The 23,100-nt window shown below is 65.9% G+C and carries 21 protein-coding genes; 10 read left to right on the forward strand and 11 right to left on the reverse strand.

What is annotated here, in order from left to right:
* Window positions 1–53: 53 nt before the first annotated feature.
* Together XI03_RS37025 and XI03_RS37030 are read left to right on the forward strand one after the other, a co-directional pair.
* Window positions 54–1,013 (forward strand): lysylphosphatidylglycerol synthase transmembrane domain-containing protein, encoded by a 960-nt coding sequence (locus XI03_RS37025; protein ID WP_028143323.1) that lies wholly within the window; start codon window positions 54–56, stop codon window positions 1,011–1,013.
* A 35-nt stretch (window positions 1,014–1,048) separates the two neighbouring features.
* Window positions 1,049–2,044, forward strand: coding sequence for an MraY family glycosyltransferase (locus XI03_RS37030; protein ID WP_271594996.1), 996 nt, complete (start codon window positions 1,049–1,051; stop codon window positions 2,042–2,044).
* Here XI03_RS37030 and XI03_RS37035 read toward each other — a convergent pair.
* The 6 genes from XI03_RS37035 to rfaD all read right to left on the reverse strand — a co-directional run bounded on the left by XI03_RS37035 (window position 2,032) and on the right by rfaD (window position 9,957).
* The gene (locus XI03_RS37035) at window positions 2,032–2,979 is read right to left on the reverse strand and encodes an NAD-dependent epimerase/dehydratase family protein (RefSeq protein WP_028143325.1); all 948 of its coding nucleotides are present in this window, start codon (window positions 2,977–2,979) and stop codon (window positions 2,032–2,034) included. The two genes, XI03_RS37030 and XI03_RS37035, sit on opposite strands and share 13 nt — an antisense overlap.
* Window positions 2,976–4,196, reverse strand: coding sequence for a glycosyltransferase family 4 protein (locus XI03_RS37040; protein ID WP_271594886.1), 1,221 nt, complete (start codon window positions 4,194–4,196; stop codon window positions 2,976–2,978). Before XI03_RS37040 ends, XI03_RS37035 begins: the two co-directional genes overlap by 4 nt.
* Window positions 4,197–4,198: 2 nt before the next feature.
* A complete protein-coding gene (locus XI03_RS37045) occupies window positions 4,199–6,112 on the reverse strand; it encodes an SDR family NAD(P)-dependent oxidoreductase (RefSeq protein ID WP_028143327.1) in 1,914 nt (637 codons plus the stop codon).
* An 84-nt stretch (window positions 6,113–6,196) separates the two neighbouring features.
* On the reverse strand, window positions 6,197–7,483 hold the full coding sequence (locus tag XI03_RS37050; RefSeq protein ID WP_271594887.1) for an O-antigen ligase family protein: 1,287 nt from the start codon (window positions 7,481–7,483) through the stop codon (window positions 6,197–6,199).
* Window positions 7,480–8,964, reverse strand: coding sequence for a D-glycero-beta-D-manno-heptose-7-phosphate kinase (rfaE1, locus tag XI03_RS37055; protein WP_271594888.1), 1,485 nt, complete (start codon window positions 8,962–8,964; stop codon window positions 7,480–7,482). Before rfaE1 ends, XI03_RS37050 begins: the two co-directional genes overlap by 4 nt.
* A gap of 12 nt (window positions 8,965–8,976) precedes the next feature.
* Entirely contained in the window at window positions 8,977–9,957 is a 981-nt protein-coding gene (rfaD, locus tag XI03_RS37060) for an ADP-glyceromanno-heptose 6-epimerase (protein WP_271594889.1), read from the reverse strand.
* A gap of 160 nt (window positions 9,958–10,117) precedes the next feature.
* Between rfaD and waaF the strand changes: the two genes are divergently transcribed.
* Entirely contained in the window at window positions 10,118–11,188 is a 1,071-nt protein-coding gene (gene waaF, locus XI03_RS37065) for a lipopolysaccharide heptosyltransferase II (protein WP_271594890.1), read from the forward strand.
* 179 nt (window positions 11,189–11,367) lie between these two features.
* Here waaF and XI03_RS37070 read toward each other — a convergent pair whose 3' ends face one another.
* On the reverse strand, window positions 11,368–12,405 hold the full coding sequence (locus XI03_RS37070; protein ID WP_271594891.1) for a glycosyltransferase family 4 protein: 1,038 nt from the start codon (window positions 12,403–12,405) through the stop codon (window positions 11,368–11,370).
* A 126-nt stretch (window positions 12,406–12,531) separates the two neighbouring features.
* Here XI03_RS37070 and galE point away from each other — a divergent pair, with 126 nt between their 5' ends.
* From galE to XI03_RS37085, 3 genes are all read left to right on the forward strand, one after another.
* Entirely contained in the window at window positions 12,532–13,545 is a 1,014-nt protein-coding gene (gene galE, locus XI03_RS37075) for a UDP-glucose 4-epimerase GalE (protein WP_028143333.1), read from the forward strand.
* 118 nt (window positions 13,546–13,663) lie between these two features.
* Window positions 13,664–15,466: an ABC transporter ATP-binding protein gene (locus tag XI03_RS37080; protein ID WP_038949036.1), complete on the forward strand. Its 1,803-nt coding sequence runs from the start codon at window positions 13,664–13,666 to the stop codon at window positions 15,464–15,466.
* A 34-nt stretch (window positions 15,467–15,500) separates the two neighbouring features.
* Entirely contained in the window at window positions 15,501–16,202 is a 702-nt protein-coding gene (locus tag XI03_RS37085; protein ID WP_271594892.1) for a fumarylacetoacetate hydrolase family protein, read from the forward strand.
* Window positions 16,203–16,363: 161 nt separating this feature from the next.
* Here XI03_RS37085 and XI03_RS37090 read toward each other — a convergent pair whose 3' ends face one another.
* Entirely contained in the window at window positions 16,364–16,822 is a 459-nt protein-coding gene (locus tag XI03_RS37090) for a YybH family protein (RefSeq protein ID WP_271594893.1), read from the reverse strand.
* Between the two features lie 134 nt (window positions 16,823–16,956).
* Between XI03_RS37090 and XI03_RS37095 the strand changes: the two genes are divergently transcribed.
* Window positions 16,957–17,499 carry a Spy/CpxP family protein refolding chaperone gene (locus tag XI03_RS37095; protein WP_271594894.1) on the forward strand — a complete coding sequence of 181 codons (543 nt, stop codon included), beginning with the start codon at window positions 16,957–16,959 and terminating at the stop codon, window positions 17,497–17,499.
* A gap of 136 nt (window positions 17,500–17,635) precedes the next feature.
* On the opposite strand, the gene XI03_RS37100 is transcribed toward XI03_RS37095, so the two are convergent.
* The gene (locus XI03_RS37100; protein ID WP_271594895.1) at window positions 17,636–17,791 is read right to left on the reverse strand and encodes a hypothetical protein; all 156 of its coding nucleotides are present in this window, start codon (window positions 17,789–17,791) and stop codon (window positions 17,636–17,638) included.
* A 142-nt stretch (window positions 17,792–17,933) separates the two neighbouring features.
* Entirely contained in the window at window positions 17,934–18,857 is a 924-nt protein-coding gene (locus tag XI03_RS37105; protein WP_271594896.1) for a LysR family transcriptional regulator, read from the reverse strand.
* A gap of 214 nt (window positions 18,858–19,071) precedes the next feature.
* Here XI03_RS37105 and XI03_RS37110 point away from each other — a divergent pair, with 214 nt between their 5' ends.
* Genes XI03_RS37110 through XI03_RS37120 form a run of 3 tightly spaced genes read left to right on the forward strand, consistent with a single transcriptional unit; the run spans window position 19,072 to window position 21,327 of the window.
* Window positions 19,072–19,782, forward strand: a complete 711-nt coding sequence (locus XI03_RS37110; RefSeq protein ID WP_271594897.1) for an SDR family NAD(P)-dependent oxidoreductase — start codon at window positions 19,072–19,074, stop codon at window positions 19,780–19,782.
* Window positions 19,783–19,801: 19 nt separating this feature from the next.
* Window positions 19,802–20,038, forward strand: a complete 237-nt coding sequence (locus XI03_RS37115) for a tautomerase family protein (protein WP_028173203.1) — start codon at window positions 19,802–19,804, stop codon at window positions 20,036–20,038.
* A 32-nt stretch (window positions 20,039–20,070) separates the two neighbouring features.
* A complete protein-coding gene (locus XI03_RS37120; RefSeq protein WP_442869786.1) occupies window positions 20,071–21,327 on the forward strand; it encodes a YbfB/YjiJ family MFS transporter in 1,257 nt (418 codons plus the stop codon).
* An 18-nt stretch (window positions 21,328–21,345) separates the two neighbouring features.
* On the opposite strand, the gene XI03_RS37125 is transcribed toward XI03_RS37120, so the two are convergent.
* Window positions 21,346–22,812, reverse strand: a complete 1,467-nt coding sequence (locus XI03_RS37125) for a flavin-containing monooxygenase (RefSeq protein ID WP_271594899.1) — start codon at window positions 22,810–22,812, stop codon at window positions 21,346–21,348.
* Window positions 22,813–23,100: the final 288 nt, after the last annotated feature.

Consider the following 23,100-nt stretch of genomic DNA (forward strand, 5'->3'; position numbering starts at 1 on the left):
GCGCTCGCGTCGGGTTGCCTCAAATCTTCGCAAACCCTGTTCATGCGGGCGAGATGCGCCGAATCCTGCTGTCGACGGCCAAAATCCTGATTTCCGCGGCGCTGCTCTATCTGGCGCTGCGCAAGGTCGATCTGTCCGAATTGTTTTCGCGCTTCACCGTGACCAGCCTGTTCTGGATCGGCGCCGCGATCACGGTCACCTTCCTGCAGATCTTCGTCGGCGTGCTGCGCTGGCGCGAGATCAGCGCCGTCTGCGGCGCGCCGCTCGAGCTCGGCCGCGCCATGCGCTACAACGTGATCGGCTCCTTCTTCAACCAGACCCTGCCGTCGGCGATCGGCGGCGACGCGGTCCGGCTCTGGCTGGTCGCACGCGCCGGTGCCGGCTGGCGTGCGGCGACCTACTCGATCTTCGTCGACCGCGCGATCGGCTTGATCGCGCTCGCGATTCTGATCGTCGCGAGCCTGCCCTGGAGCTACACCCTCATCACCGATCCGCACGGGCGCTCGGCGCTGCTGCTCATCGATTTCCTGGCGCTCGCCGGCGGCCTCGGCTTCCTGGTTTTCGGCGCGCTGAAATGGCGCTGGCTGAAGACCTGGTGGGCCACGCATCACATTCACGCCTGTGCCGTGATCGCGAACCGCGTGATCTTCAGCCGCAGCCGCGGACCGATCATCGCAATCCTGTCGGTGCTCGTTCACGTGCTCGCCGTCGTCATCGCCTGGTGCGTCGTGCAGTCGATTGCAGCCCCGGTTCGCTTCAGCGACGTGTTCCTGCTGGTGCCACCCGTGATGCTGATCACGATGATGCCGATCTCGATCGCCGGCTGGGGCGTGCGTGAAGCCACGATGAGCCTGGCGTTCGGCTTCGCCGGCCTGGCCGCCAACGAGGGCGTCAACGTCTCGCTGCTGTTCGGCGCCGTGTCCTTCATCGTCGGCGCGTTCGGCGGCCTGGTCTGGATCCTCAGCGCGGAGAAAGCCGCGCAGGGGTCGGCGCCGATCGGAGTGCCGGAGTGACAACCCTCGTCGCGGGTCCGGACCATGCGGCCGGGCTGGTGCTGTTTGCGCTTGCGCCGGCCGTGCTGGCTGCACTGATCTCCGCCTTCATCATCTGGTGCAGCATGCCGCTGCTGCAGCGTTATGCGCTGGCGCGTCCGAACGCACGCTCGTCGCACAAGATACCGACCCCGCAAGGTGCGGGCATCGCGGTTGTCGCGGCCACGCTGCTGGTGGCTGCGTCCTGGGCGGCCTGGACGTACGGCGCGATTCCCTTGCCTCTGATCGGCTCCGCCGTCATGATCGCGATGGTCGGACTTGTCGATGACATCAGGCCCCTGCCCGTGCTGCTCCGCCTCGTGCTTCAGGCTGGAGCCGTGGCCGCCGTCGTATTCACGACACCGGAGACCGCGCGCATCGTGCCGGCGCTGCCGCTCGCGCTCGAGCGCGGCCTCATCCTGCTCGCCGGCATCTGGTTCGTGAACCTCGTCAATTTCATGGACGGGCTCGACCTCATGACCGTGGCGGAGGTGGTGCCTGTCACGGCCGCGCTCGGATTGCTCGGATGGTATGGCGACCTCTCGCCATCCGCGGCGCTGCTCGCCACGGCGCTGTGCGGGGCCATGCTTGGCTTTGCGCCGTTCAACCGCCCAGCCGCAAAGGTCTTCCTGGGCGATGTCGGCAGCCTGCCGATCGGCCTCTTGCTCGGCTGGTGCCTGCTGGAGCTCGCCTGGCACGGACAGCCCGCTGCGGCACTGCTGCTGCCTGCCTATTACCTTGCGGATTCCACCATCACGCTGTTTCGCCGCATCATCAGGCGCGAACCATTCTGGTCGGCACACCGCACGCACTTCTATCAGCGCGCCACCGACAACGGCTTTAAGGTCAAGCAGGTGATCGGCGAGGTGTTCGCGCTCAATCTCGTGCTGGCATTGCTTGCCATCGTGAGCGTTCGCGCCGGCTCGATGACGGTCACGATCGTCACCCTGTTCGCGGGCGCGGTCGCGGTCGCCTTCGTGCTGCGGCGCTTTTCCCGCCCTCAGGCATCCTGAGCCGACAACGCCAGCCGCAACCCCTCGTCGAGGGACACCTGCGGCTGCCAGCCGGTCGCGAGCGCCTTGGAGATGTTGAGCTCGAGCGAGCCGATCAGGCTGTCATGCGTATCCTGCCGGCCCATGACGCTGAGCAGCGTGCTGAGCAGGCCCGGCGGCATGCCGAACAGCCGCAGGCTCTTGCCGGACGCTTCGGCCAGACGGGTGATGAATTCGGGTGTCGAGACCTGCTCCCTATCGGCGACGAGGAATATCTCGAAATTGCTGGCGGGATCGGGATGGCCGAGCCGGCGCAGGATGAACGACGACAGGTTCTGCACGGCAAGGAAGGCGCGCTGGTTGCGGATCGCGGCAACGGGCAGCGGCAACCCGAGCTGGACCGCGCGCGTCAGCAGCGCAAAATTGCCCTTGGCGCCCGCGCCATAGACCAGCGGCGGCCGGATCACCGAGATCTTCATGTCGTTGTCGCGCGCCAGCGTCCTCAAGCCCGCTTCGGCCGCAGCCTTGGACATGCCGTAGAGGCCGCGCGGCGTCAGGATATCGCTCTCGCTGAATGGGGCGCGGCCCTCGTTACTGCGGCCGTGCACCAGCACGGTACTGATGAAGACGAACTGGCGCACGCCGGCCGTCGCCGCGCAGCGCGCCAGATGCAGCGTGCCGGCGATGTTGACGTTGCGGTAGAGCTGGACCGCATGCTCCTCGTGCTTGTGATGCACGCGCGCGGCGAGATGGACGACGGCGTCGACGCCTTCCAGCGCGGCTTGCCAATCGGTCTCGGGACCAATCGTCTCGATCACCACCTCGTCGTCGGCACCTTCCGCGCGACGGACCGCGCGGCGGACCGACCATCCCTCGCGCTGGAGCGCCGGCACGACATGACGGCCGACGAAGCCGCTCGCTCCCGTCACCAGCACGACCGGTTTCTTCTCGCTCATCGTTGCTCCGAAAGGTTCGCGGTGTGCAACAATTCGTCGATCACACGGGCATAGGCGTTCATCGCCGTCGTCCGGTCGAATCGCAATGCCGTCCTCACCGCCCGCTCCGTCATCGCATCGTCGTTGGAACGGGACGCCGCGCGGATCGCCGCGGCGAGCCGGTCCGGGCGGCCCGGCGTCACGACCCAGCCGAGCCCGTTCTCCACTACCGTCAAGGCAGCCTCGGACTCCGGCTCAGACACCAGCACCACGGGACGGCCGACCGCCAGCAGATTGTAGAACCGGCTCGGCACCGACACCCCCGCAACGTCCTTCCGGTACGGAATGATCCAGAGATCGGCGGACGCCAGGAACGCCTCGAGCTCGGCATCCTCGACCCGCCCGACAAGGGAGACATTGCGCAGGTTCGCCGCCGCCTGCAACTGCTTCAGCCGCTCGAAGCCGATGCCCCAGCCGGACAGCAGGAAGTGAATGTCGGCCTCGTCCTTCAGAAGCCGCGCCGCCTCGAACACGATCTCCGGATCGTGGGTGAAACCGAGATTGCCCGACAGGCCGACGATGAAGCGCGCGGAAAGCGCCTTGCGGAACGGGTTGTCCGAATCGACCGGCCGCGGCGCGGGCACGAGCGTTGCCCAGTTCGGGATGAAGCGGATCTTGTTCCGCGTCATTCCGGCATAGCTCAGCAGCGGCCGCTCCGCGTCGCGGCCGATGGTGATGACGGCATTGAGCGCGCGGAACATCAGGCCGTTGGCGGCGCGCATCGTCCGCGTCACGAACGAGCCCGGCTTCAGCAGGCCCGCCATCACCAGCACGTCGGGAAAGAGGTCGTGCATGATCAGCGCCGAGCGTGCGCCCTTGAGCCTGGCTGCCGCCGCCACCGCGTAAGGCAGCATGAACGGGGCGGTGACCGTGAGCACGACGTCGCCTGCCTTGAGCTCGTGCAGCAAGGCGAAGAACGTGCGCGCCGCGAACAGCAGCTCCGAGACCCCGCGCCGCACCAGCGCCGCCTTGCCCGCCATGCGGTTCTTGATTGCGATGACGCGCGGCTTGCCCGGACCGGTCTGCAAGTCCGACAACGCGCCCGGCCAGCCCGAGAGCACGACCACCTCGTGCTCGGCGGCGAGACGGCATGCGATCTCGGCCATGATCGCCGCCGTCGTGCTCGTATCCGGCGGATAATGCTGGCTCGCGACGACGATCTTGCCCCGAGGCTGCATGGTCAGGCCGCGGTCGACCCGAATTCGGGCACCGCATCCTTCAGGATAGTCCTGATGGTGGCGCGATCGTCGCGCGCGATCGCCTGCTCCAGCGCCGCAATCCATTTGCGCAACGTCTGCATCGGCGGCTCGTTCGGCTGCGCGGCCATGATGCCGGCAACGCCGATCTCGCGGGTCGGCTCCTCGGTGGCGAACAGGATCTCGTGCAGACGCTCGCCCGGCCGCATACCCGTGAACACGATCTCGATATCGTAGCCCGGCTGCAGCCCGGAAAGGCGGATCATGCGCTCGGCGAGATCGACGATCTTCACCGGCTGGCCCATGTTGAGCACGTAGACCGAGACGTCGGGACGGTGCGTTCCGAGCGCATGCGTGGCCGCGGTGATGACGAGATCGCAGGCCTCGCGGATGGTCATGAAGTAGCGGACCATGTCGGGATGCGTCACCGTCACCGGGCCGCCGGCCTCGATCTGGGCCTTGAATTTCGGAACCACCGAGCCGTTCGAAGCCAGGACGTTGCCGAACCGGACCGAGATCAGCCGCATCGGCGGCTTGGCGCCGTGCGCCCCGGCTGCGAGGTCGTGATCCAGCGCCTGGCAGTACATCTCCGCAAAGCGCTTGGTCAGGCCGAGCATCGACACCGGCTCGATCGCCTTGTCGGTCGAGATCATCACCATGGCTTCGGCGCCGGCGGCAACGGCGGCATCCGCAACGTTGATCGAGCCGAAGATGTTGGTCTTGACGCCCTCGCTCCAGTCGCGTTCGAGGATGGGCACGTGCTTGAGCGCGGCGGCGTGGAACACGATGTCCGGCTTGAACCCCGCCATCAGGCGCACGATGCGCTCGCGGTCGCGGATGTCGGCGATCCGCCCTTCGATCTCGGCGGCCGCGCCTCGCGCGGCGAGCGCTTCCGTGATGGCATAAAGCGCGGGTTCGGAGTTTTCCACGATCAGGAGCCGCGCGGCGCCGAAGGCCACGACCCGCTCGCAGATCTCCGACCCGATCGAGCCGCCGCCGCCGGTGACGATCACCGCCTTGCCGTTGATCAGCGCTTCCAGGCGCGCATAGTCGATCGTCTCGCTCGGCCGCAGCAGGAGGTCCTCGACCGCGACGGCCGTGAGCCGCGGCGTATCGCCGCTCTCGAGCGAAGGCATCCGGTTGACGATCACACCCAGCTTGCGCGCCCGCATCAGGATCGATTCCGGACGCGCTTCCGGCTCGAATGCCGAGGGCGTCATGACGAGGCGCGCGATCGGCTTGTTGCGCTTGGCGAAATCGGCGACGACGTCCTCGACGTCGTCGATGCCACCCAGCACCGGCACGTTGCGGATGAACTGGCCCCTATCCGAGCTCGACGGCGACAGCACGCCGACCGGCCAGATGCGCTTGATCGCCCCGCTCTCGATGCCGCGCAGGAGCACCTCGGCATCCGCGGCGCGGCCGATCAGCAGCGTCGGCGCAGCCTCCTCGCCCCTGGCATGACGCCGTACCCGCGTATAGCGGAAGTAGCGGTAGGTCATGCGCAGCGCGCTGAGGAAGGAGATCTCGAGGAACCAGTAGAGGACGATCGTCACCTTGCCGAGAAAGAAGGCGCCGCGGACGTTGGGGGCGACGAAGATGTAGTCGAGCACGAGCAGGGCGACCGTCAGCACGGTCGCGACGCGGATGATGTTCAACGCGTCAGGCAGCGAGATGAAGCGCCATTTCGTCGTAGTCAGGTTGAAGATGAAGAACACGACCACGCTGAAGGCGAGGAAGTAGGGCAGGATCTGGAACAGCAGCGGCAGACGGTCGAAGAAGCCGTCGCCACCCTCGAATCGCAGATAGAAGGCGGCAAAAAGCGCCGCCGCGGTCGCCAGCAGGTCGTGGAGCGCGATCAGGAAATTGCGCAAGGTGAGATGCGAAAGACGCGTCATCCGCCGACCGATGAAAACCCAGTTAGATGCAACCTGACCGCGCTGATAGCCCATCTGGACCAGACTTGCCAGCCGCGCGGGCTTTCAGGAACCGGCTTCCCCCGTCTTCGCCTCGGCCTGTTGCCCCCGGATCACCATGCCGCCGGCAACGCCGACGCCGATGACGTACATCCAGCCCTCGTGGAAGTCGAACAGATGGGAGTTGAACAGCGAGGTGAAGACGTTCTGCACCACCACCAGGAGCCCGATCCAGTTGGCAAGGCCGTCGCCGCGAAACAAGCGCAGATGCAATATCCAGATCGCATAGAGAACGGCGATGCCGATCACGCCCCATTGCACGGCAACGTTCAGCGTCTGGTTATGCGGGTTGCCGATCACCTCGGCGGACGCCTGGTACTGACCGGCGGGCGTCGCGACGCGTTCGAACAATCCGCGCGTCGAGCCGGTGCCGTGCCCCTTGATCGGCGCCTCGGCGAAGAAGCCGAGCGACTTCCGCCAGAATTCGAGCCGCAGACCCGCCGAGGTCGGCTCGCCCTTTTCCACGTAACGCGTGTAGTCGTCGGAAAACCTCTCGGCGGTATGGCGCAAATATGGCGAGGCCTGCCAGGCGAGAATAGCGGCGACGAGCAACGTGGCGGAGATGAGCGCGATGCTGCGCCATTTGAGGTGAAGCAGCGCGAACACGCCGAACATGATTGGAACGGTGACGAGCGCGGTGCGCGACACCACGACGAAGGTCATGTTGACGAAGAAGCTCAGTGCCAGCGCCGTCAGCAGCCCGGCGAACCAGTATCGCTTCTCACGCAGCAGCATCACGATCGGATAGGCGAGCGCGACCGCGCAAAGCGCGAATTCCTGGCTCTGGTCGATGTAATTCTTGACGAAGATGCCGCGCTCGGCCGGATCGGTCTTGAGCGCGAGGTTCGGGTAGAAGGCGACCAGCCAGGACATCACCGACAATAGGGCGCAGGACACCAGGAAGGCGATGAAGATCCAGCGGCCGCGCGGCGAGCGCTCGAAATGATAGAGCAGGACCGGCAGCACCAGCAGCTTGATGGTCGGATTGACCGCATAGAAGCGGGCGCCCCAGCTCGCGTCCGACCACAGCGTCCCCACCAGCGCGAGCAGGACCAGCGCGATCGGGGCCGCGCAGATCGGACGCTTCAAGGATTGCAGGAACGCGCGGACGTCGAGAAACGGCACCATGCAGAGCAGCATCAGCGCGTTGAAGATCCCCGCCAGCGAGGTCGACCAGGGCAGCGAGGCCGCGGTCAGGACCGCAAATATATCGACGGTCTCGCGCCAGGCCGCCGGGCTGCGCAGGCGGCGAAGCAACATCCCGCCGGTCGTCTCGCGTGCCAGTGCCGTCACTTGCCCCCTCCCCGGGCGCGATGGACCAGCGCCGTCGTGCTGAAGCCCTGGAGGATGTCGACCAGCACGACGGTGCCGCCCGCTTCCTCGACGACCTCGTGGCCGACTACCTGCTCGCGGGTGTAGTCGCCGCCCTTCACCAGCACGCCGGGCTTGATCCGGGTGATCAGGTCGATCGGCGTGTCCTCATCGAAGATGACGACGAGATCGACGGCTTCGAGCGCCGCGAGCACCTCGGCACGCGCGCGCTCGTCCTGGACCGGCCGCTCGGTGCCCTTGAGCCGCCGCACCGAGGCGTCGCTGTTGAGCCCCACGATCAGGCGGTCGCAGGCGGCGCGCGCCGCGGTCAGCACCTTGACGTGGCCGGGATGCAGGATGTCGAAGCAGCCATTGGTGAAGCCGACGCGCTGGCCTTGTGTTCTCCATTCGGCGAGCTGCGCATCGAGTGCGGCCGGCTCGAGCACGATCTTCTCCTCGGCCGCCAGAGTGGCATGCGGCAGGATCTTTCGGCGCAGCTCGGCCGCGCTCACACTGGCGGTGCCTTGCTTGCCGACGGCGACGGCGGCAGCGGCATTGGCCATGCGCAGCGCCGTGTCCCAGTCCGCGCCTGTAGCAAGCGACACCGCGAGCGCGGCGGCGACGGTGTCACCGGCGCCGGAGACGTCGCGCACCTTCACCGGAAAAGCCGGAACGTGAACCGCCGCGCCATTGCGCGGCACCAGCGTCATGCCGTGCTCGCCCTGGGTGACCAGGATCGCCTCGCAATCGGCGAGCCGCATCACGTCCTCGCTGGCCTCGACGATGCTCTGCACCGTCTCGGCGCGGCTTCGGGTCGCTTCAGAGAACTCCTTGCGATTGGGCGTCAGCAGCGTGGCGCCGCGATAGATCGCCCAGTTCAGGCTCTTGGGATCGACGATCACGGGCTTGCCGAGCTTTCGCGCGGCGTCGATGGTGTGGCGGATGACGCGCGCCGTCAGCACGCCCTTGGCGTAGTCCGAGAGCAGCACGATGTCGGCGCGCGCGATCTGCGGCAGGATCGCCTCGATCAGCTTCGTCTCGATGTCATCGGAAGCAGGCGCCGCCTGCTCCCAGTCCGCGCGCAGCATGTGCGTGGAAAAATGCTCGGAGACGAAGCGGACTTTTCGCGTGGTCGGGCGCGAGGGATCACACACCAGCACGCTTTCGATGCCGGCGTGCTCGTCCAGCGCCGCCTTGAGCCGTGCACCGGCATCGTCCTCGCCGACGAGGCCGACGAAGATGCAGCGCGCGCCCAGCGAGGCGACATTGCGCGCGACATTGCCGGCGCCGCCGATATGGATCTCGCTGCGCTGGGCCGCGATGACGGGCGCCGGCGCTTCCGGCGAGATCCGCGACACCTCGCCATAGACGAACTCGTCCAGCATGATATCGCCGATGCACAGCACCGTGCGGCCTGAGATGGCCTTCGCGAGGGCGTCGAAATCGAGAATGGGCGTCGGCATGTTCAAATGGCCTCAGCGGAAGCGGTCGGGCCGGTCGAGGTAATCCCCGACATAGGCCTTCACCGCATCCTCGAGCGTCGTGAAGCCGCCGTTATAGCCGGCGCGGTGCAGGCGATCGACCTCGCTCTGGGTGAAATACTGGTAAGCCCCGCGGATCTGCTCGGGCATGTCGATATATTCGATGTTGGGCCTGGTGCCGAGCGCCGCATAGGCCGCCAACATCAGATCCCTGAAGCTGCGCGCCTTGCCGGTTCCGACGTTGAAGATGCCGGACACCGACGGCGTCGCCAGCAGCCACATCACGACGCGCACGACGTCTTCGACATAGATGAAATCGCGGCGCTGATCGCCGTCGGCGATGCCCTCGCGATGCGACTTGAACAGCTGCACCACGCGGCCGGCCTTGACGTCGTCGAAACGGCGCGCCAGCACGCTCATCATCGAGCCCTTGTGATATTCGTTAGGGCCGAACACGTTGAAGAATTTCAGGCCCGCCCATTGCGGCGGGAGCGGATCGCCGTTCGCGACCCGCCCGGCGACCGCGAGATCGAACATGTGCTTGCTCCAGCCGTAGAGATTCATCGGCCGCAGTTTCTTCAGTGCCGGCAGCGAGGCGTCGTCGTCAAATCCCGTCTCACCGTCGCCATAGGTCGCCGCCGAGGAGGCGTAGATGAACGGCACCGCGCCCGCCGTGCACCAGTCGAGCAGGCGCGTCGACAGGCGGAAATTGGTCTCGAACACGAGGTCGCCGTCGGTCGCAGTGGTCGCGGAAATCGCCCCGAGATGGATCACGGCATCGAGCTTGCGACCCTTCAGCCAGTCCATCAGTTCGGCCGGCGGGACGATATCCACAAGCTGGCGCTTGGCGAGGTTCCGCCACTTGCCCTCGTTACCCAGGAAATCGCAGACCACGACGTCGCTGCGGCCCGCGTCATTGAGCGCGGCCACGACATTCGACCCGATAAAACCGGCCCCGCCGGTCACCAGCAACATTTCCGAAATCCCTGCCCGATCTTTGCGGCCCGGTCCTGCCGTAGCGCATGAGCCGCCAAAGTGTAAGCGGTTTTGGGATTGAGCGGTCTGCCGGCTTTACCTGCCGGCCCGGAGCGGCTACCGAACCGCCACATTCAGATCGCCTCGGCCCCATTAACGAATGAACCAAGATTCGACACTTAGCGGAGATGCAGATCGGAGCGACACCCGCCCGATTCTGATCATTCCCTACATGTGGATCGGCGATTTCGTTCGGAATCACACCGTCGTCCGGGTTCTGAAGGAGCGCTGGCCCAACCGGCCGGTCGATCTCCTCACCACATCCCTGTGCGCTCCGCTGGTCGATTACATGCCCGGCGTGCGCCAGGGGATCGTCTGGGACCTGCCGCGCAGCCGCCTCGCCGTCGCCCGCCAGTTCGCCCTGGGGAAGCTCCTGCGCGAGCGGAACTACGGCACGGCCCTGGTGCTGCCCCGGACCTGGAAGGCGGCCATCGCGCCCGCCCTGGCCGGTATTCCTGAACGGGTCGGCTTCGTCGGCGAATTCCGGTTCGGCCTGCTCAACCGCTGGCGCTGGGGCGAGAAGAAGCTGCCCCGCTTCATCGACAAGAACGCCGCTCTGGCCCAGCCCGACGGCGCGCCACTGCCGGCGGAATGGCTGGTGCCGCAATTGCGGGTTCCGGCCGACGACATCGTCCGCTGGCGGCAGGCCAACGGCCTCAGCGCGGGCGCCGCAGTGGCGCTCGCCCCCGGCTCGGTCGGCGTCTCAAAGCGCTGGACCTACTATCCGGAGGCCGCCCGGCTGCTGGTCGAGGCCGGCCTCGAGGTCTGGGTGGTCGGCGGCCCCGGGGAAAAGGGGCTGGCTCAGGAGATCGTCGCGGCCGGCGGCCCGGGGGTCAGGGACCTCACCGGCAACGATCTGCGCAACGGCGTGCTGGCCATGGCCGCGGCCGGCGTCGCCATCTCCAACGATTCCGGCCTGATGCACATCGCAGCCGCGCTGGGCACGCCCACCATGGGCATCTTCGGCCCGACCAGCCCCTATCTCTGGGCCCCGCTGAACGGGCTTGCCGCGACCGTGGTGCAGGACAAGGAAGTGCTGTCCTGCCAGCCCTGCCAAAGCACGGTCTGCAGGATGAACGACCACCGCTGCATGCGGGATATCGCAGCGAGCGAGGTGGTGGCGATTGCGGAGAGGGTGCTGGGTGAAGCTGGGGCAAGGGCGGAGACGTGAGCGTCGGCAACGCCTGCGCCGCTGATGATCAGCGCCGGTGTTTTGCCCGATGCGTCAAACGCGCTTTGTGAAATCCGCAGCGCATCGCTCCAGCCGCCAAGCCATTGATTTTGCTGGCCGCGGCTACTGTGCATGGGGTTGTTTTCGCGTTTTTCGGTTGCCGGCGCGACACTGGTCGCTCAAAGCAGTGGCCGATAGACCTCGCCGATCCGCGCCGCTTCCGCATCGAGGCTGAATTTTGCGAGCACCCGCGCTCGCCCCCTCTCGCCCATCGCCGTCGCGGCATCCACATCGCGCATCAGCGGCTCCAGCGCCGCAGCCAACGCATTGGCATCGTCGGTCGGGACCAGCACGCCGCTCACGCCATCCTCGACCACCAGCTCGGCCGCGCCGGCGCGTGCGGCGACGAGCGCGCTGCCGGCCGCCATCGCCTCGATCAGCGTCAGCCCAAAACCCTCGTTGCGCGAGGTGAAGGCGTAGATCGTCAGCCGCTGATACCAGCGCTGCACCGCTTCGATCGGCAGTTCGCCGGTGATGACGATGCGCGATTGCAGGCCGGCCGCTTCGATCTGCTTATTCAGCTCGTTCGCAAAGGGCGTCTGCTCGGCCGTGACCTGTCCGACAATCACTGCGGTGAAATCGGGATAGCGCGGCAACAGGCGGCACATCGCGTCGACGAACACGTCGGTGCCCTTCTGCGCGCGCACACGGCCGAAGCAGCCGATGGCGTAACGGCCGGGCAGCGCGGCCTCCGCGAACGCCGCAGCTCGGTCCTGCGGCGGCGCATAGATGTCGGTGTCGACGCCGTGCGGGATCACGGTCGCCTGCACTTTCAGGAACGAGGCCGAGAGATCTGACGTCGCGATGATCGCGTCCATGCGCCGGATCAGCCAGCGCGTGATCCAACTATGGTGCCGCTGCGCCGCCGAGGTGAACACGAGTTTCAACGGCCAGCCGAACGCGCGTAGCGCGACGCCCGCGATCATCTCGTTGTTGCGCCGCGCGTGCCAGATCAGCGGCGCCTTGCGGCGCCATAGCTTCAGAAAATCGGCAACGCTCAGCCGCGCAATCCCAGCCGGCGCGTGCGAGCCGAACCAGGCGGAGCGGTACAGTTTCGCCAGCCGCGGCGCCACCATCCGGTTGGTCGCAGTGACCCCGGAATAGCGCCTGTGCAGATTTGGCACGATCACTTCGAGATCGCCGGGGGAATTGGCCACGTCATGCTCCGTTTCGCAAAGTCCCTATACGCAACATTAAGCATAGTGACCAGTTCAGCCGCGCCGATACCCCCTCTTCACCACGCAAGCGCTAGCTTTGCGCGTTGATCGAAGACGGGTGAGATCATGACTGTGCTAGTCACCGGCGGCGCCGGCTATATCGGAAGTCACACGGTCCTCGCGCTGGCGGAAGCCGGCGAGGACGTCGTCGTGATCGACGATCTCTCGACCGGTTTCTCCGCGTATCTGCCCGAGGGCGTGCCGCTGTTCATCGGCGATGCCGGCGACGAGAACCTGCTCGAAGGCGTGATCGCGCAGCACAACATCGAGAGCATCATCCATTTCGCGGGCTCCGTCGTCGTGCCGGATTCGATGCGCGATCCGCTCGGCTACTACCGCAACAATTTCACGACCGCGCGCAACCTGCTCAATGTCGCCGTCAAGCGCGGCATCGGCCGCTTCATCTTTTCCTCGACCGCCGCCGTCTACGGCAATCCGGACCAGGTGCCGGTGCCCGAGCATGCACCGACGCGGCCGCTATCGCCCTATGGCTCGTCCAAGCTGATGACCGAGATCATGCTGCACGACGTCGCCGCCGCCTACGGCATGCAGTACGTCACCCTGCGCTATTTCAACGTCGCCGGCGCCGATCCGCAGGCGCGCATCGGGCTTGCCACCGTCGGCGCCACGCATCTGCTCAAGATCGCGGTCGAGGCCGCGACCGGCCAGCGCGCCAAGATCGACGTGTTCGGCACCGACTATCCGACCCCCGACGGCAGCTGCATTCGCGACTTCATCCACGTCACGGACCTCTCGCAGGCGCATCGCTCGGCGCTCGCGTACCTGCGCAATGGCGGCGCCTCGACGACGCTCAATTGCGGCTATGGCCGCGGCTATTCGGTGCTGGAGACGATCGACGCGGTGCGCCGGGTCTCGGGCCGCAGCTTCGCCGTGCAGTACGCCCCGCGCCGGCCGGGCGACATCATGACCATGGTCGCCGACACCAGCCGGATCCGCGGCCTGCTCGACTGGAAGCCGCAATACGACGACCTCGAGACCATCGCGGCCCACGCTTTGGCGTGGGAGGACAAGCTGTTCCACGAGCGCCATGGCGAGCTTCGCCACGCCGCCTCGGCCTAGATTCCATCTGAGCGCAAGCCCTTAATTGGGCTTGAAAAACCCAGCTTGAGCGGGCACAGAGGCCCTTCGATCCCTGACGTGCGGGCAGGCTTTGTCCTGCGCCGTCAATGGACACCGGATGGCCCAGTTTCCAAAGAAAATCACCGACGATCCCTATGCGGCAGCGGTCCTGATTCGCCGCCTGGTCACGGAACAGGGGGTCGTCTATTGGCGGCGCTACCTCGTCGCCTTCGCGCTGATGGCGGTCGCCGCGGGCGCGACGGCAGGCGCGACCTATGTGCTCGGCCAGGTCATCAACCAGGCCTATGTCGACAAGAACATCCCGGGCATCGCGATGTTTTCCGGGATCACGGTGATCCTGCTGTTCATCAAGGGCGTGGCGACCTACGGCCACATGGTGATTTTGACCAAGATCAGTAACGCCATCCTCGCCACCAACCAGCGCCAGCTGTTCGCAAAACTGATGCGCGAAAGCGTCGGCTTCTTCTCCGAGCGGCATTCGTCAGAATTCCTGGCGCGGCTGACGGCCGGCGCCAAGTCGATCACCGACGTGCTCAACATGCTGGTCAACGCCGTCGGGCGCGACCTGTTGATGCTGCTCGCCATGATCGGCGTGATGGTGTGGCAGGACCCCGTGATGTCGTTCATCGGCCTCGTCGTGGTGCCGCCCGCGATGCTGGTGCTGCGCAAGCTGGTCAAGCGTATCAAGGGCCTCGCCTACAACCAGTTCACCGGCACCGCCGACATCATGGAGACCATGCAGGAATCGCTGCAAGGCATCCGCACGGTGAAGGCGTTCACGCTCGAAGACACGATGCAGAGCCGCATCGACGAGAACATCGCCATCGTCGAGCGCAACGCCAACAAGATGGCGCGCGTCGCCAACCGCTCCAACCCGCTGATGGAAATGCTCGGCGGCTTCGCGGTCGCCGGCTGCCTGCTCTATGGCGGCTACAGCGTGGTCGCGCTCAACGCCACGCCGGGCGCATTCTTCTCCTTCATGACCGCGTTCCTGATGGCGACCGAGCCGGCCAAGCGGCTGGCGCGGCTCAACATCGACTTGAACAGCCAGCTCGTCGGCGCGCGCATGCTGCTCGAAGTGGTCGACAGCCCGGCGAGCGAGCACTCCGACGACGACAAGCCGGCGCTGAAGCTCTCCGACGCCCGGATCGAGCTGCGCGATGTCAGCTTCTCCTATCGCGCCAATGAGACCGTGCTCAACCGCATGAGCTTCGTGGCCGAGCCCGGCAAGGTCACGGCGCTGGTCGGGCCCTCCGGCGGCGGCAAGTCGACCGTGCTGGCGCTGCTGCTGCGCTTCTATGAGGTGACACAAGGCGACATCGTGATCGACGGCCAGTCGATCGGCGCAATCTCTCGCAAATCGCTGCGGGCGCAGACTGCCTATGTCGGGCAGGACGTCTATCTGTTCCGCGACACCATCCGCAACAACATCGCTTTCGGCCGGCCCGGCGCGAGCGAGGACGAGATCACCGAGGCAGCGAAAGCGGCTTGCGCGCATGATTTCATCATGGGCTTCCCGCTTGGCTACGACACACCGGTCGGCGAGCACGGCACGCAGCTTTCAGGCGGCCAGCGTCAGCGCATCGCCGTGGCGCGCGCGCTGATCAAGAACGCACCGATCATCCTGCTGGACGAAGCCACCGCCGCGCTCGATTCCGAGTCCGAGCGGCAGGTGCAGGAAGCGATCGAGCATCTCTGCCAGAACCGCACCACCATCGTGATCGCGCATCGCCTGCACACCATCATGCATGCCGACGCGATCCTGGTGATCGAGGGCGGCGAGATCGTCGAGCAGGGGCGGCATGACGAGTTGCTCCGCCGCGGCGGCCGCTATGCCTCGTTCTTCCGCCTGCAACACTACGATGCCGGCGCTCTGGCGCCGATCAGCGCAACCGCATAGAGTTCCACTTTACCTCAAGAGCAGCGAGACCCGCATGAACGCCGCCTCCTACGTCATCCCGCTTCCGCCCCAGGCTTCGCTTCCCGTCGTCGGCGAAAGCGGCCGTTATCCGGTGCGCCGCATCTGGTGCGTCGGCCGCAACTATCTCGAGCACATCCGCGAGATGGGCAATGACGAGCGCGCCCCGCCGTTCTTCTTCGCCAAGCACGCCGACATGCTGGTGCCCGACGGCGCCACCATTCCTTATCCGCCGCTGACCAAGGATTTGCATCACGAGGTCGAGCTGATCGTCGCGATGAAGAGCGGCGGCCTGAACATTCCCGCCGACAAGGCGCTGGATCACGTCTATGGTTACGCCGTCGGCATCGATCTCACCCGCCGCGACCTCCAGATCGCCTCGCGCAAGAAGGAGCGCCCCTGGGAGATCGGCAAGTCGTTCGACGGCTCCGCGCCGTGCTCCGCCATTCAGCCGGCCTCCAAGATCGGCCATCCCGCCAAGGGCAAGATCTGGCTGACGGTCAACGGCAAGGAGGCTCAGAAGGGCGACCTGACCGAGCTGATCTGGAACGTGCCCGAGATCATCTGGCAGCTCTCGCAGCAGGTGAAGCTCACCGCCGGCGACATCATCATGACGGGCACCCCCGCCGGCGTGTCGCAGCTCCAGCCCGGCGACAAGCTCGAATGCGGCGTCGACGGCGTCGGCACGCTGAAGGTGAGCATCGGCCAGCCGGAATAGGCCCGATGCGTAGGACGGATTAGCGAAAGCGTAATCCGTCACCTTCGCGCGGCCATCACCAGTTGATTGCTGTTATTGCTGAACGGCGGATTACGCTTCGCTAATCCGCCCTACGTATCCAAAATCAAGGCCCCGGTCTCATCTGGGGCCTTTCGCGTTTTCTACCAGGCCTTCACCGGCCGATTGGCGTGGCTCACTTGCGGCACACCGCGATTGAGCGACATGTGCGAATGCATGCACAGCCACCTGTCACCGTTCCACGTGAACACCATCGTCGCCCGGCCGGGGCGCGCAAACGCGCTGCCGTCGGGATGATATCCCGTGCTCGTCCACGGCGCGATCACCGTCGCCATCGTGCCGTCGCGGGATGCCAGGACCGAGGTCTGATCGAGCACGAAACGAAAGTCGGTCGTCTTCGGCCAGACGTTGTCCCATTGCGTCGTGACCCACTGATCGAGGCCGGGGATGACGTCGTTATGCGTGCCGAAGGCAAGCACATCTGGATGGAAGAGCGGCCGCGCCGCAGCGTAGTCGACCTCGCGGACGTAGCTCGCGAAGGTGTCCAGCCACGCCAGGAAGAACTGCTTCGTCGCGCTGTCGGCGGTCGGCAAGAGGGCCATCACCTGCTCCATCTTCGGCTACCTCGATCACGGCAAGCTTTGTTGCCATGGGACAGACCTTCCAGCAAGATATGGACTTCGAGAGCACCCCGGCGGAGATCGACCGGCCGGCCTGATTTCATGGAGCCAGACTCATGAGACGCCTTCTCCTGCTTGCGGCCACGCTTGTCGTCACCTGCAACGCTGCCAGCGCGCAGTCCAGCAAGCCCTATGCCGGCCTCGAGCAGCGTGCCATCAAGGCGCTGTCGCACCAGCAGGTCGACGATCTCCAGAGCGGACGCGGCATGGGCCTGGCGCTTGCCGCTGAACTGAATGGATATCCCGGTCCCAGTCACGTTCTCGAACTCGGGGATCGCCTCGAGCTGACCGGCGATCAGCGCGCCGAAATTCAGCACCTCTTCGATTCGATGAAGCAAGAGACGGTCCCGCTGGGCAACAAGCTCGTGGAGCAAGAGAGGGAATTGGACAACCTGTTCTCTGCCCGTGCCGTGACGCCGGAGTCGCTCAAGGCGACCATCGTCGCCATTTCGGAAACGCAGGGCCGGCTCCGCGAGAGCCACCTCAAATATCACCTGTCGACCGCGGCCTTGCTCAATCAGAGCCAAATGCAAAGATACGCCGAGCTGCGAGGCTATCAGCATCCTGATAGCTCCGCAGGGCGCAAACACCATCACTAGACGCGCTCGGGATTACCGCAGAAATCGTAGGGCGGATTAGCGTAGCGTAATCCGCCAACGCATCGTGCCACACTTGACGTAGTACCGAAAACACGATGAGGCCGAGGATCAGCGCCGCTACGCCGAAACCAGCCGGCTACGCCCGCGTCAGCGCCTGCAGACCCTTGAAGGTCAGGCGTTTGGGGTCGGTCACCCCGGCGAGATAGAGCTGGCGGATGAAGGCTACGACAGCGTTGCGGTCGCAACTGGTCAGCGCGACGACGGCGTCGACCGCGATCTTCTGGGCTTCCATTAGGCTCACCTCGGCCTTGCGAGTAACCCCGGCCGAGACAGGCTAGGAGTCCGCGGTTAATCTGGCGTTAACCGTTTGGACAGAGTGGCCGATTCACGCCGACGACCGAATACGCAAAACAACGCATTGGCGGCAGCGATGCTCAGGGTGCATCGACGCTCTTCTTGAGCTGCGCAAAGTGCTTTTTCAGCCGCGGCACGGCAAAGTCGGTGAAGGCCCGCACCTTCGGCACCGAGAGCCGGCCCTGCGGGCAGATCAGGTGCGCAGGCATCTCCGGATCCTTCTCGGCGGCCAGCACGATCTCGAGCTCGCCGCGCGCAACCTGCTCGGCCACCTGGTACGAATACATCCGCGCGACGCCGCGGCCGGCAACGGCGGAGGCTACGGCCGCGTAAGTGCTGTTGACGATGAGACGCGGCGTGAACTGGACCGTACGCGGCACCGACCCACCGGCCTGCGGCGCGAAGGTCCAGGAATTGGGCAGATGGGCCATCGCCACGATCTGATGCTTGGCGAGATCGCCGGGCTCGGTGATGCGGGGATGCTGCTTCAGATAGCGCGGGGCTGCCACGACCACGCGGCTGATCTCGCCGACCCGCATTGCCACCATCGCCGAATCCGCGAGGGGGCCGATGCGAAGCGCGATGTCGATGCCCTCCTCGATCAGATTGACCGCGCGATCGAACAGCAGCAGCTTGGCCGACACCGTCGGACAGGCATCGAGAAACGCGTCCAGGATCGGCCGCAGCACCATCTCGCCCGACACCACGGGAGCGGTGATCGTGAGCAGGCCGCGCGGCGCCGACCGCGGTCCGGCCGCGATGTCGTCGGCCTCCTCCAGCTCGGTGAGCACGCGGCGGCAGATCGCGACATAGCGCTCGCCCTCTTCGCTCAGCTTGATCGAGCGCGTCGTCCGGTGCAGCAGCTCGGCGCCGACCCGTTCCTCGAGAAAGGCGATGGCGCGGCTCACCGCCGCCGGCGAGCGGCCGAGCTTGCGGCCGGCGGCAGCCAGGCTGCCTTCGTCCACCGCAAGGACGAACACTTTCATCGCATCCAGACGATCCATGCCTTCCCCGCCGCCCCTCAGATTCCGGCCGCAGGCTAGGCGTTCCCCTCCGCGGCGACAACCGTCGGCAGGCGCCGACCCGGCATTCGTTCGCGCCGCGAAAGAGTGTCTGCCGGACGGCGTGTATTCGCAGCCGGGCTGCCCCGGCGTACCTCACCACCCAAGCCAGCCGAGCGCTGGCGCAGGTTCTCAAGGCCAACAACAGGAGCCCGTTATGGGTATCGAGCAGAAAGTCGCCATCATCACCGGTGCTTCGCAGGGCATCGGCGCCGCCCTGGTCCAGGGTTTTCGGGACCGCAACTACCGCGTCGTCGCAACCGCACGCTCCATCAAGCCGTCAGGCGACGACGACGTCCTCGCCGTGGCCGGCGACATCGCCGACCGGAGCACCGCCGAGCGTGTGGTTTCGCAGGCCGTCGCCCGCTTCGGGCGCGTCGACACGCTGGTCAACAATGCCGGCATCTTCGTCGCAAAGCCGTTCACGCAGTACACGGCCGAGGATTACGCGGCGGTGATGGGCACCAACGTCGCGGGCTTCTTCCACATCACGCAGCTCGCCATCGCCGAGATGGAGAAGCAGGGTTCGGGCCACGTCGTCCAGATCACGACCACGCTGACCGATCAGGCCAATTCGAACGTCCCCTCGGTGCTGGCCTCGCTGAGCAAGGGCGGCCTCAACGCCGCGACCAAGTCGCTCGCGATCGAATACGCCAGGCGCGGCATTCGTGTGAACGCGGTCTCGCCAGGGATCATCAAGTCGCCGATGCATCCGACCGCGACCCATGCCCAGCTCAGCGCGCTGCACCCGGTGGGCCACATGGGCGAGATGTCCGACATCGTCGGTGCCGTCCTTTACCTCGAGGGCGCCTCCTTCGTCACGGGCGAGATCCTGCATGTCGACGGCGGCCAGAGCGCCGGCCACTGAGCGTGGGAGGAGATCCACAATGCCCATCGTCACCATTCAAGTGACCCGCGAAGGAACGACGCCAGGGGCGGCGTCGCTCACCGCGGAGGAGAAAGCCGCACTGATCAAGGGGTCGAGCCAGCTGCTGCTCGACGTGCTCGGCAAGCCGCTCGATTCCACCTTCGTCGTGATCGAGGAAGTCGACACCGACAATTGGGGCTGGGGCGGCCTGCCCGTGCCGGAGTTCCGGCGGCGCCGCGCCGCCCAGACAGGATGATCCGCGCGCCATCTCGCGCGCACGAGGGTGACATGACCAACGCAGATCTGAAACCACACGCCGGGGCTCGGCCACATCCGAGGCCAGTATCGGCCTCACGAGAGACCTCGTCAAAGCAGCACTCTTCGCAGCGGACCTGGCGATATGCGGCGGCGGGATTGTCCGCTTCGCTGGTCGGACTCGGCCTCGCCCGCTTTTCCTACACGCCGCTGATCCCGGCCCTGATCGCGGCAAAATGGTTCAGCGCATCGGATGTCGTCTATCTCGGCGCTGCGAACCTCGCCGGTTATCTCGCGGGCGCGCTCGCGGCACGGAGTGTCGCCAGCCGCATCGGCGCGGTTCGCGCGTTGCGGGCGATGATGCTGCTTGCCACCCTCTCCTTTTTCGCCAGCTCATCGCCGGTGTCGTTCACGTGGTTCTTCGCCTGGCGCTTCCTCTCCGGCCTCACCGGCGGAATCATCATGGTGCTGGCGGCCTCCGTGATTCTGCCGCACACCTCAGCAGCAAGGCGTGGCATCGTCGGCGGCGTGATCTTTGCCGGCGTCGGCCTCGGCGTCGCCGCATCGGGCACGCTGGTGCCGCTGCTGCTGCAACAGGGCCTGCAGCAGAGCTGGTATGGGCTCGGCGTGCTCTCCGCCCTGCTCACGCTCGCGAGCTGGTGGAACTGGCCCGCCGAAGCGAAGAGCGACACTCCGCTTTCTCAAACCAAGCCCCGTCAAACCTCGGCCATCGCCGGCACGCTGCTGATCCAGTACGGCCTCAACGCGGTGGCGTTGGTACCGCACATGGTCTTCATCGTCGATTTCGTGGCGCGCGGCCTCGGCCAGGGCATTGCCGCGGGATCGCGCTATTGGGTGCTGTACGGTCTCGGCGCCATCGTCGGCCCGCTCGTCACCGGCCATCTCGGTGACCGCGCCGGGTTCGGTCCGGCGTTGCGCGCGGCCTTTCTGATCGAGGCGGCCGCCGTGCTGCTGCCGACCGTCAGCACCGCACCTCTTTCCCTGATCGTATCGAGCCTCGTGGTCGGCGGCTTCACGCCGGGCATCGTGCCACTGGTGCTCGGACGTATCCATGAACTCGTTCCGCACTCTGCCGAGCAGCAGCGCGCGACATGGAGCCATGCCACCACCAGCTTTGCACTGTTCCAGGCCGCGGCCGCTTACGGCTTCTCCTGGATCTACGCGCAGACCGGCGGCGATTATCCGGTGCTGTTCGCACTCGGCGGCGGCGCGGTGGGGCTGGCGCTCGCGATCGACCTTGCGCTGGCACTTGCCACACGCAAGGCATAACTGCAGGCGGCGATGCGTTCAGGAATATCGCATCACGCCGTCGTCGATCCGGCCGAAGCGCAGGGAGACGATGTCGAGCGCGTAGTTCTGGTACAGCCGCCACGGCTGCTTCGAGCCCTGCTTCGGCATCTTGGCGACCGAGCGCTGCACATATCCCGAGGTGAAGTCCAGCGACGGCTGCGCGGTGATTTCGGGATCGTCGTTATGCGGCATGCACTGGCGGAAATTGTGCCGGTCCATGTAATTGATGAGACGGCAGACATATTCGCAGGTGAGATCGCATTTCAGCGTCCAGGACGCATTGGTGTAGCCGAAGGCCGAGGCCATGTTGGGCACGTCGGCATACATCATGCCCTTGTAGGTCAGCGTATTGGCGAAATCCACGGCACGGCCGTCGACACTGACGTCGAGACCGCCGACGACCTGGAGCACCAGCCCGGTCGCCGTCACGATGATGTCGGCGGCAAGCTCGCTGCCATCCTTCAGGCGAATCCCGTCCCGCGTGAACGTGTCGATCTCGCTGGTGATGACGGAGGCGCGCTGCTCGCGGATCGCCTTGAACAGGTCGCCGTCAGGCACCAGGCAGAGCCGCTGGTCCCAGGGATTGTAGCGCGGCGTGAAATGGGTGGCGACGTCGTAGTCCGGGCCAAGCGCCATCTGCACGCCCTTGAGGACGAGTTCCTTGACCTTCGCAGGCCGGCGCCGGCTGAGCTGGAAGAAGAACATCCCCCACATCACGTTGCGCCAGCGGATGACATGATAGGCAAGCCGCGTCGGCAGATTACGGCGGATCTTGTTGGCGACGGGATCCTGCGCAGGGCGCGACACCACGTAGGTCGGCGAGCGCTGCAGCATGGTGACCTGCGCCGCCTTCTTGGCGAGCTCCGGCACCAGCGTCACCGCGGTCGCGCCCGAGCCGATCACCACGACGCGCTTGCCCGCGTAGTCGATGTCCTCGGTCCATTTCTGCGGATGGACGATGCGGCCGGCGAAATCAGCGGCGCCCTTGAACTCCGGCGTGTAGCCCGCCTCGTATTTGTAATAGCCCGAGCACAGAAATAAGAAATTGCAGGTGAAGCACACCAACTCGGTCGCGCCCTCGCCCGAGATGCGATCGGCCTCAATGGTCCAGCGTGCGTCCAGCGTCGACCACGAAGCCCGTTTGACGCGATGGCGGAAGCGGATGTGCTTCTCGATGCCGTTCTCGGCCGCGGTCTCGCGCACATAGTTCAGGATCTGCGGCCCATCCGCGATCGCCTTCGGATCGGTCCACGGCTTGAACGAATAGCCGAGCGTGAACATGTGGCTGTCGGAGCGGATGCCGGGATAGCGGAACAGATCCCAGGTGCCGCCGATGCAGTCGCGCCCCTCCAGGATGAGGTAGCTCTTGGTGGGACACTTGGTCTGAAGATGATAGCCCGCGCCGATGCCTGACAGGCCGGCACCGACGATGATGACGTCGAGATGTTCTGCGGCTTCGGCCATGGCGCTCTCCCTGGGCACAGCATGGGCAGCGCCGCGCCGAATTGCAACCGTCAGGAGATGGTCACACTGTAGACCCAGGTGGTGTCGAAATCCTCGTGGAATTCACCGCCTTCCCGTCCTGGAAGCGCCAGAAATCGAACTTCGGCGTCTTCGCGACCTTTTTGGTCTTCTTGTTGGTCTACGCGCATTCCCAGCGCGCGCCAACGACGTCGCCCCGCGCACGGCTCCAAGGCATTGGCTCGCTCGGAACCGGCTCCAACCGCGGAGCGGCTGGAACGTGTATCCACG

Origin of the sequence: Bradyrhizobium sp. CCBAU 65884 (assembly GCF_028128835.1) — a bacterium.
Taxonomy (GTDB): domain Bacteria; phylum Pseudomonadota; class Alphaproteobacteria; order Rhizobiales; family Xanthobacteraceae; genus Bradyrhizobium; species Bradyrhizobium ottawaense.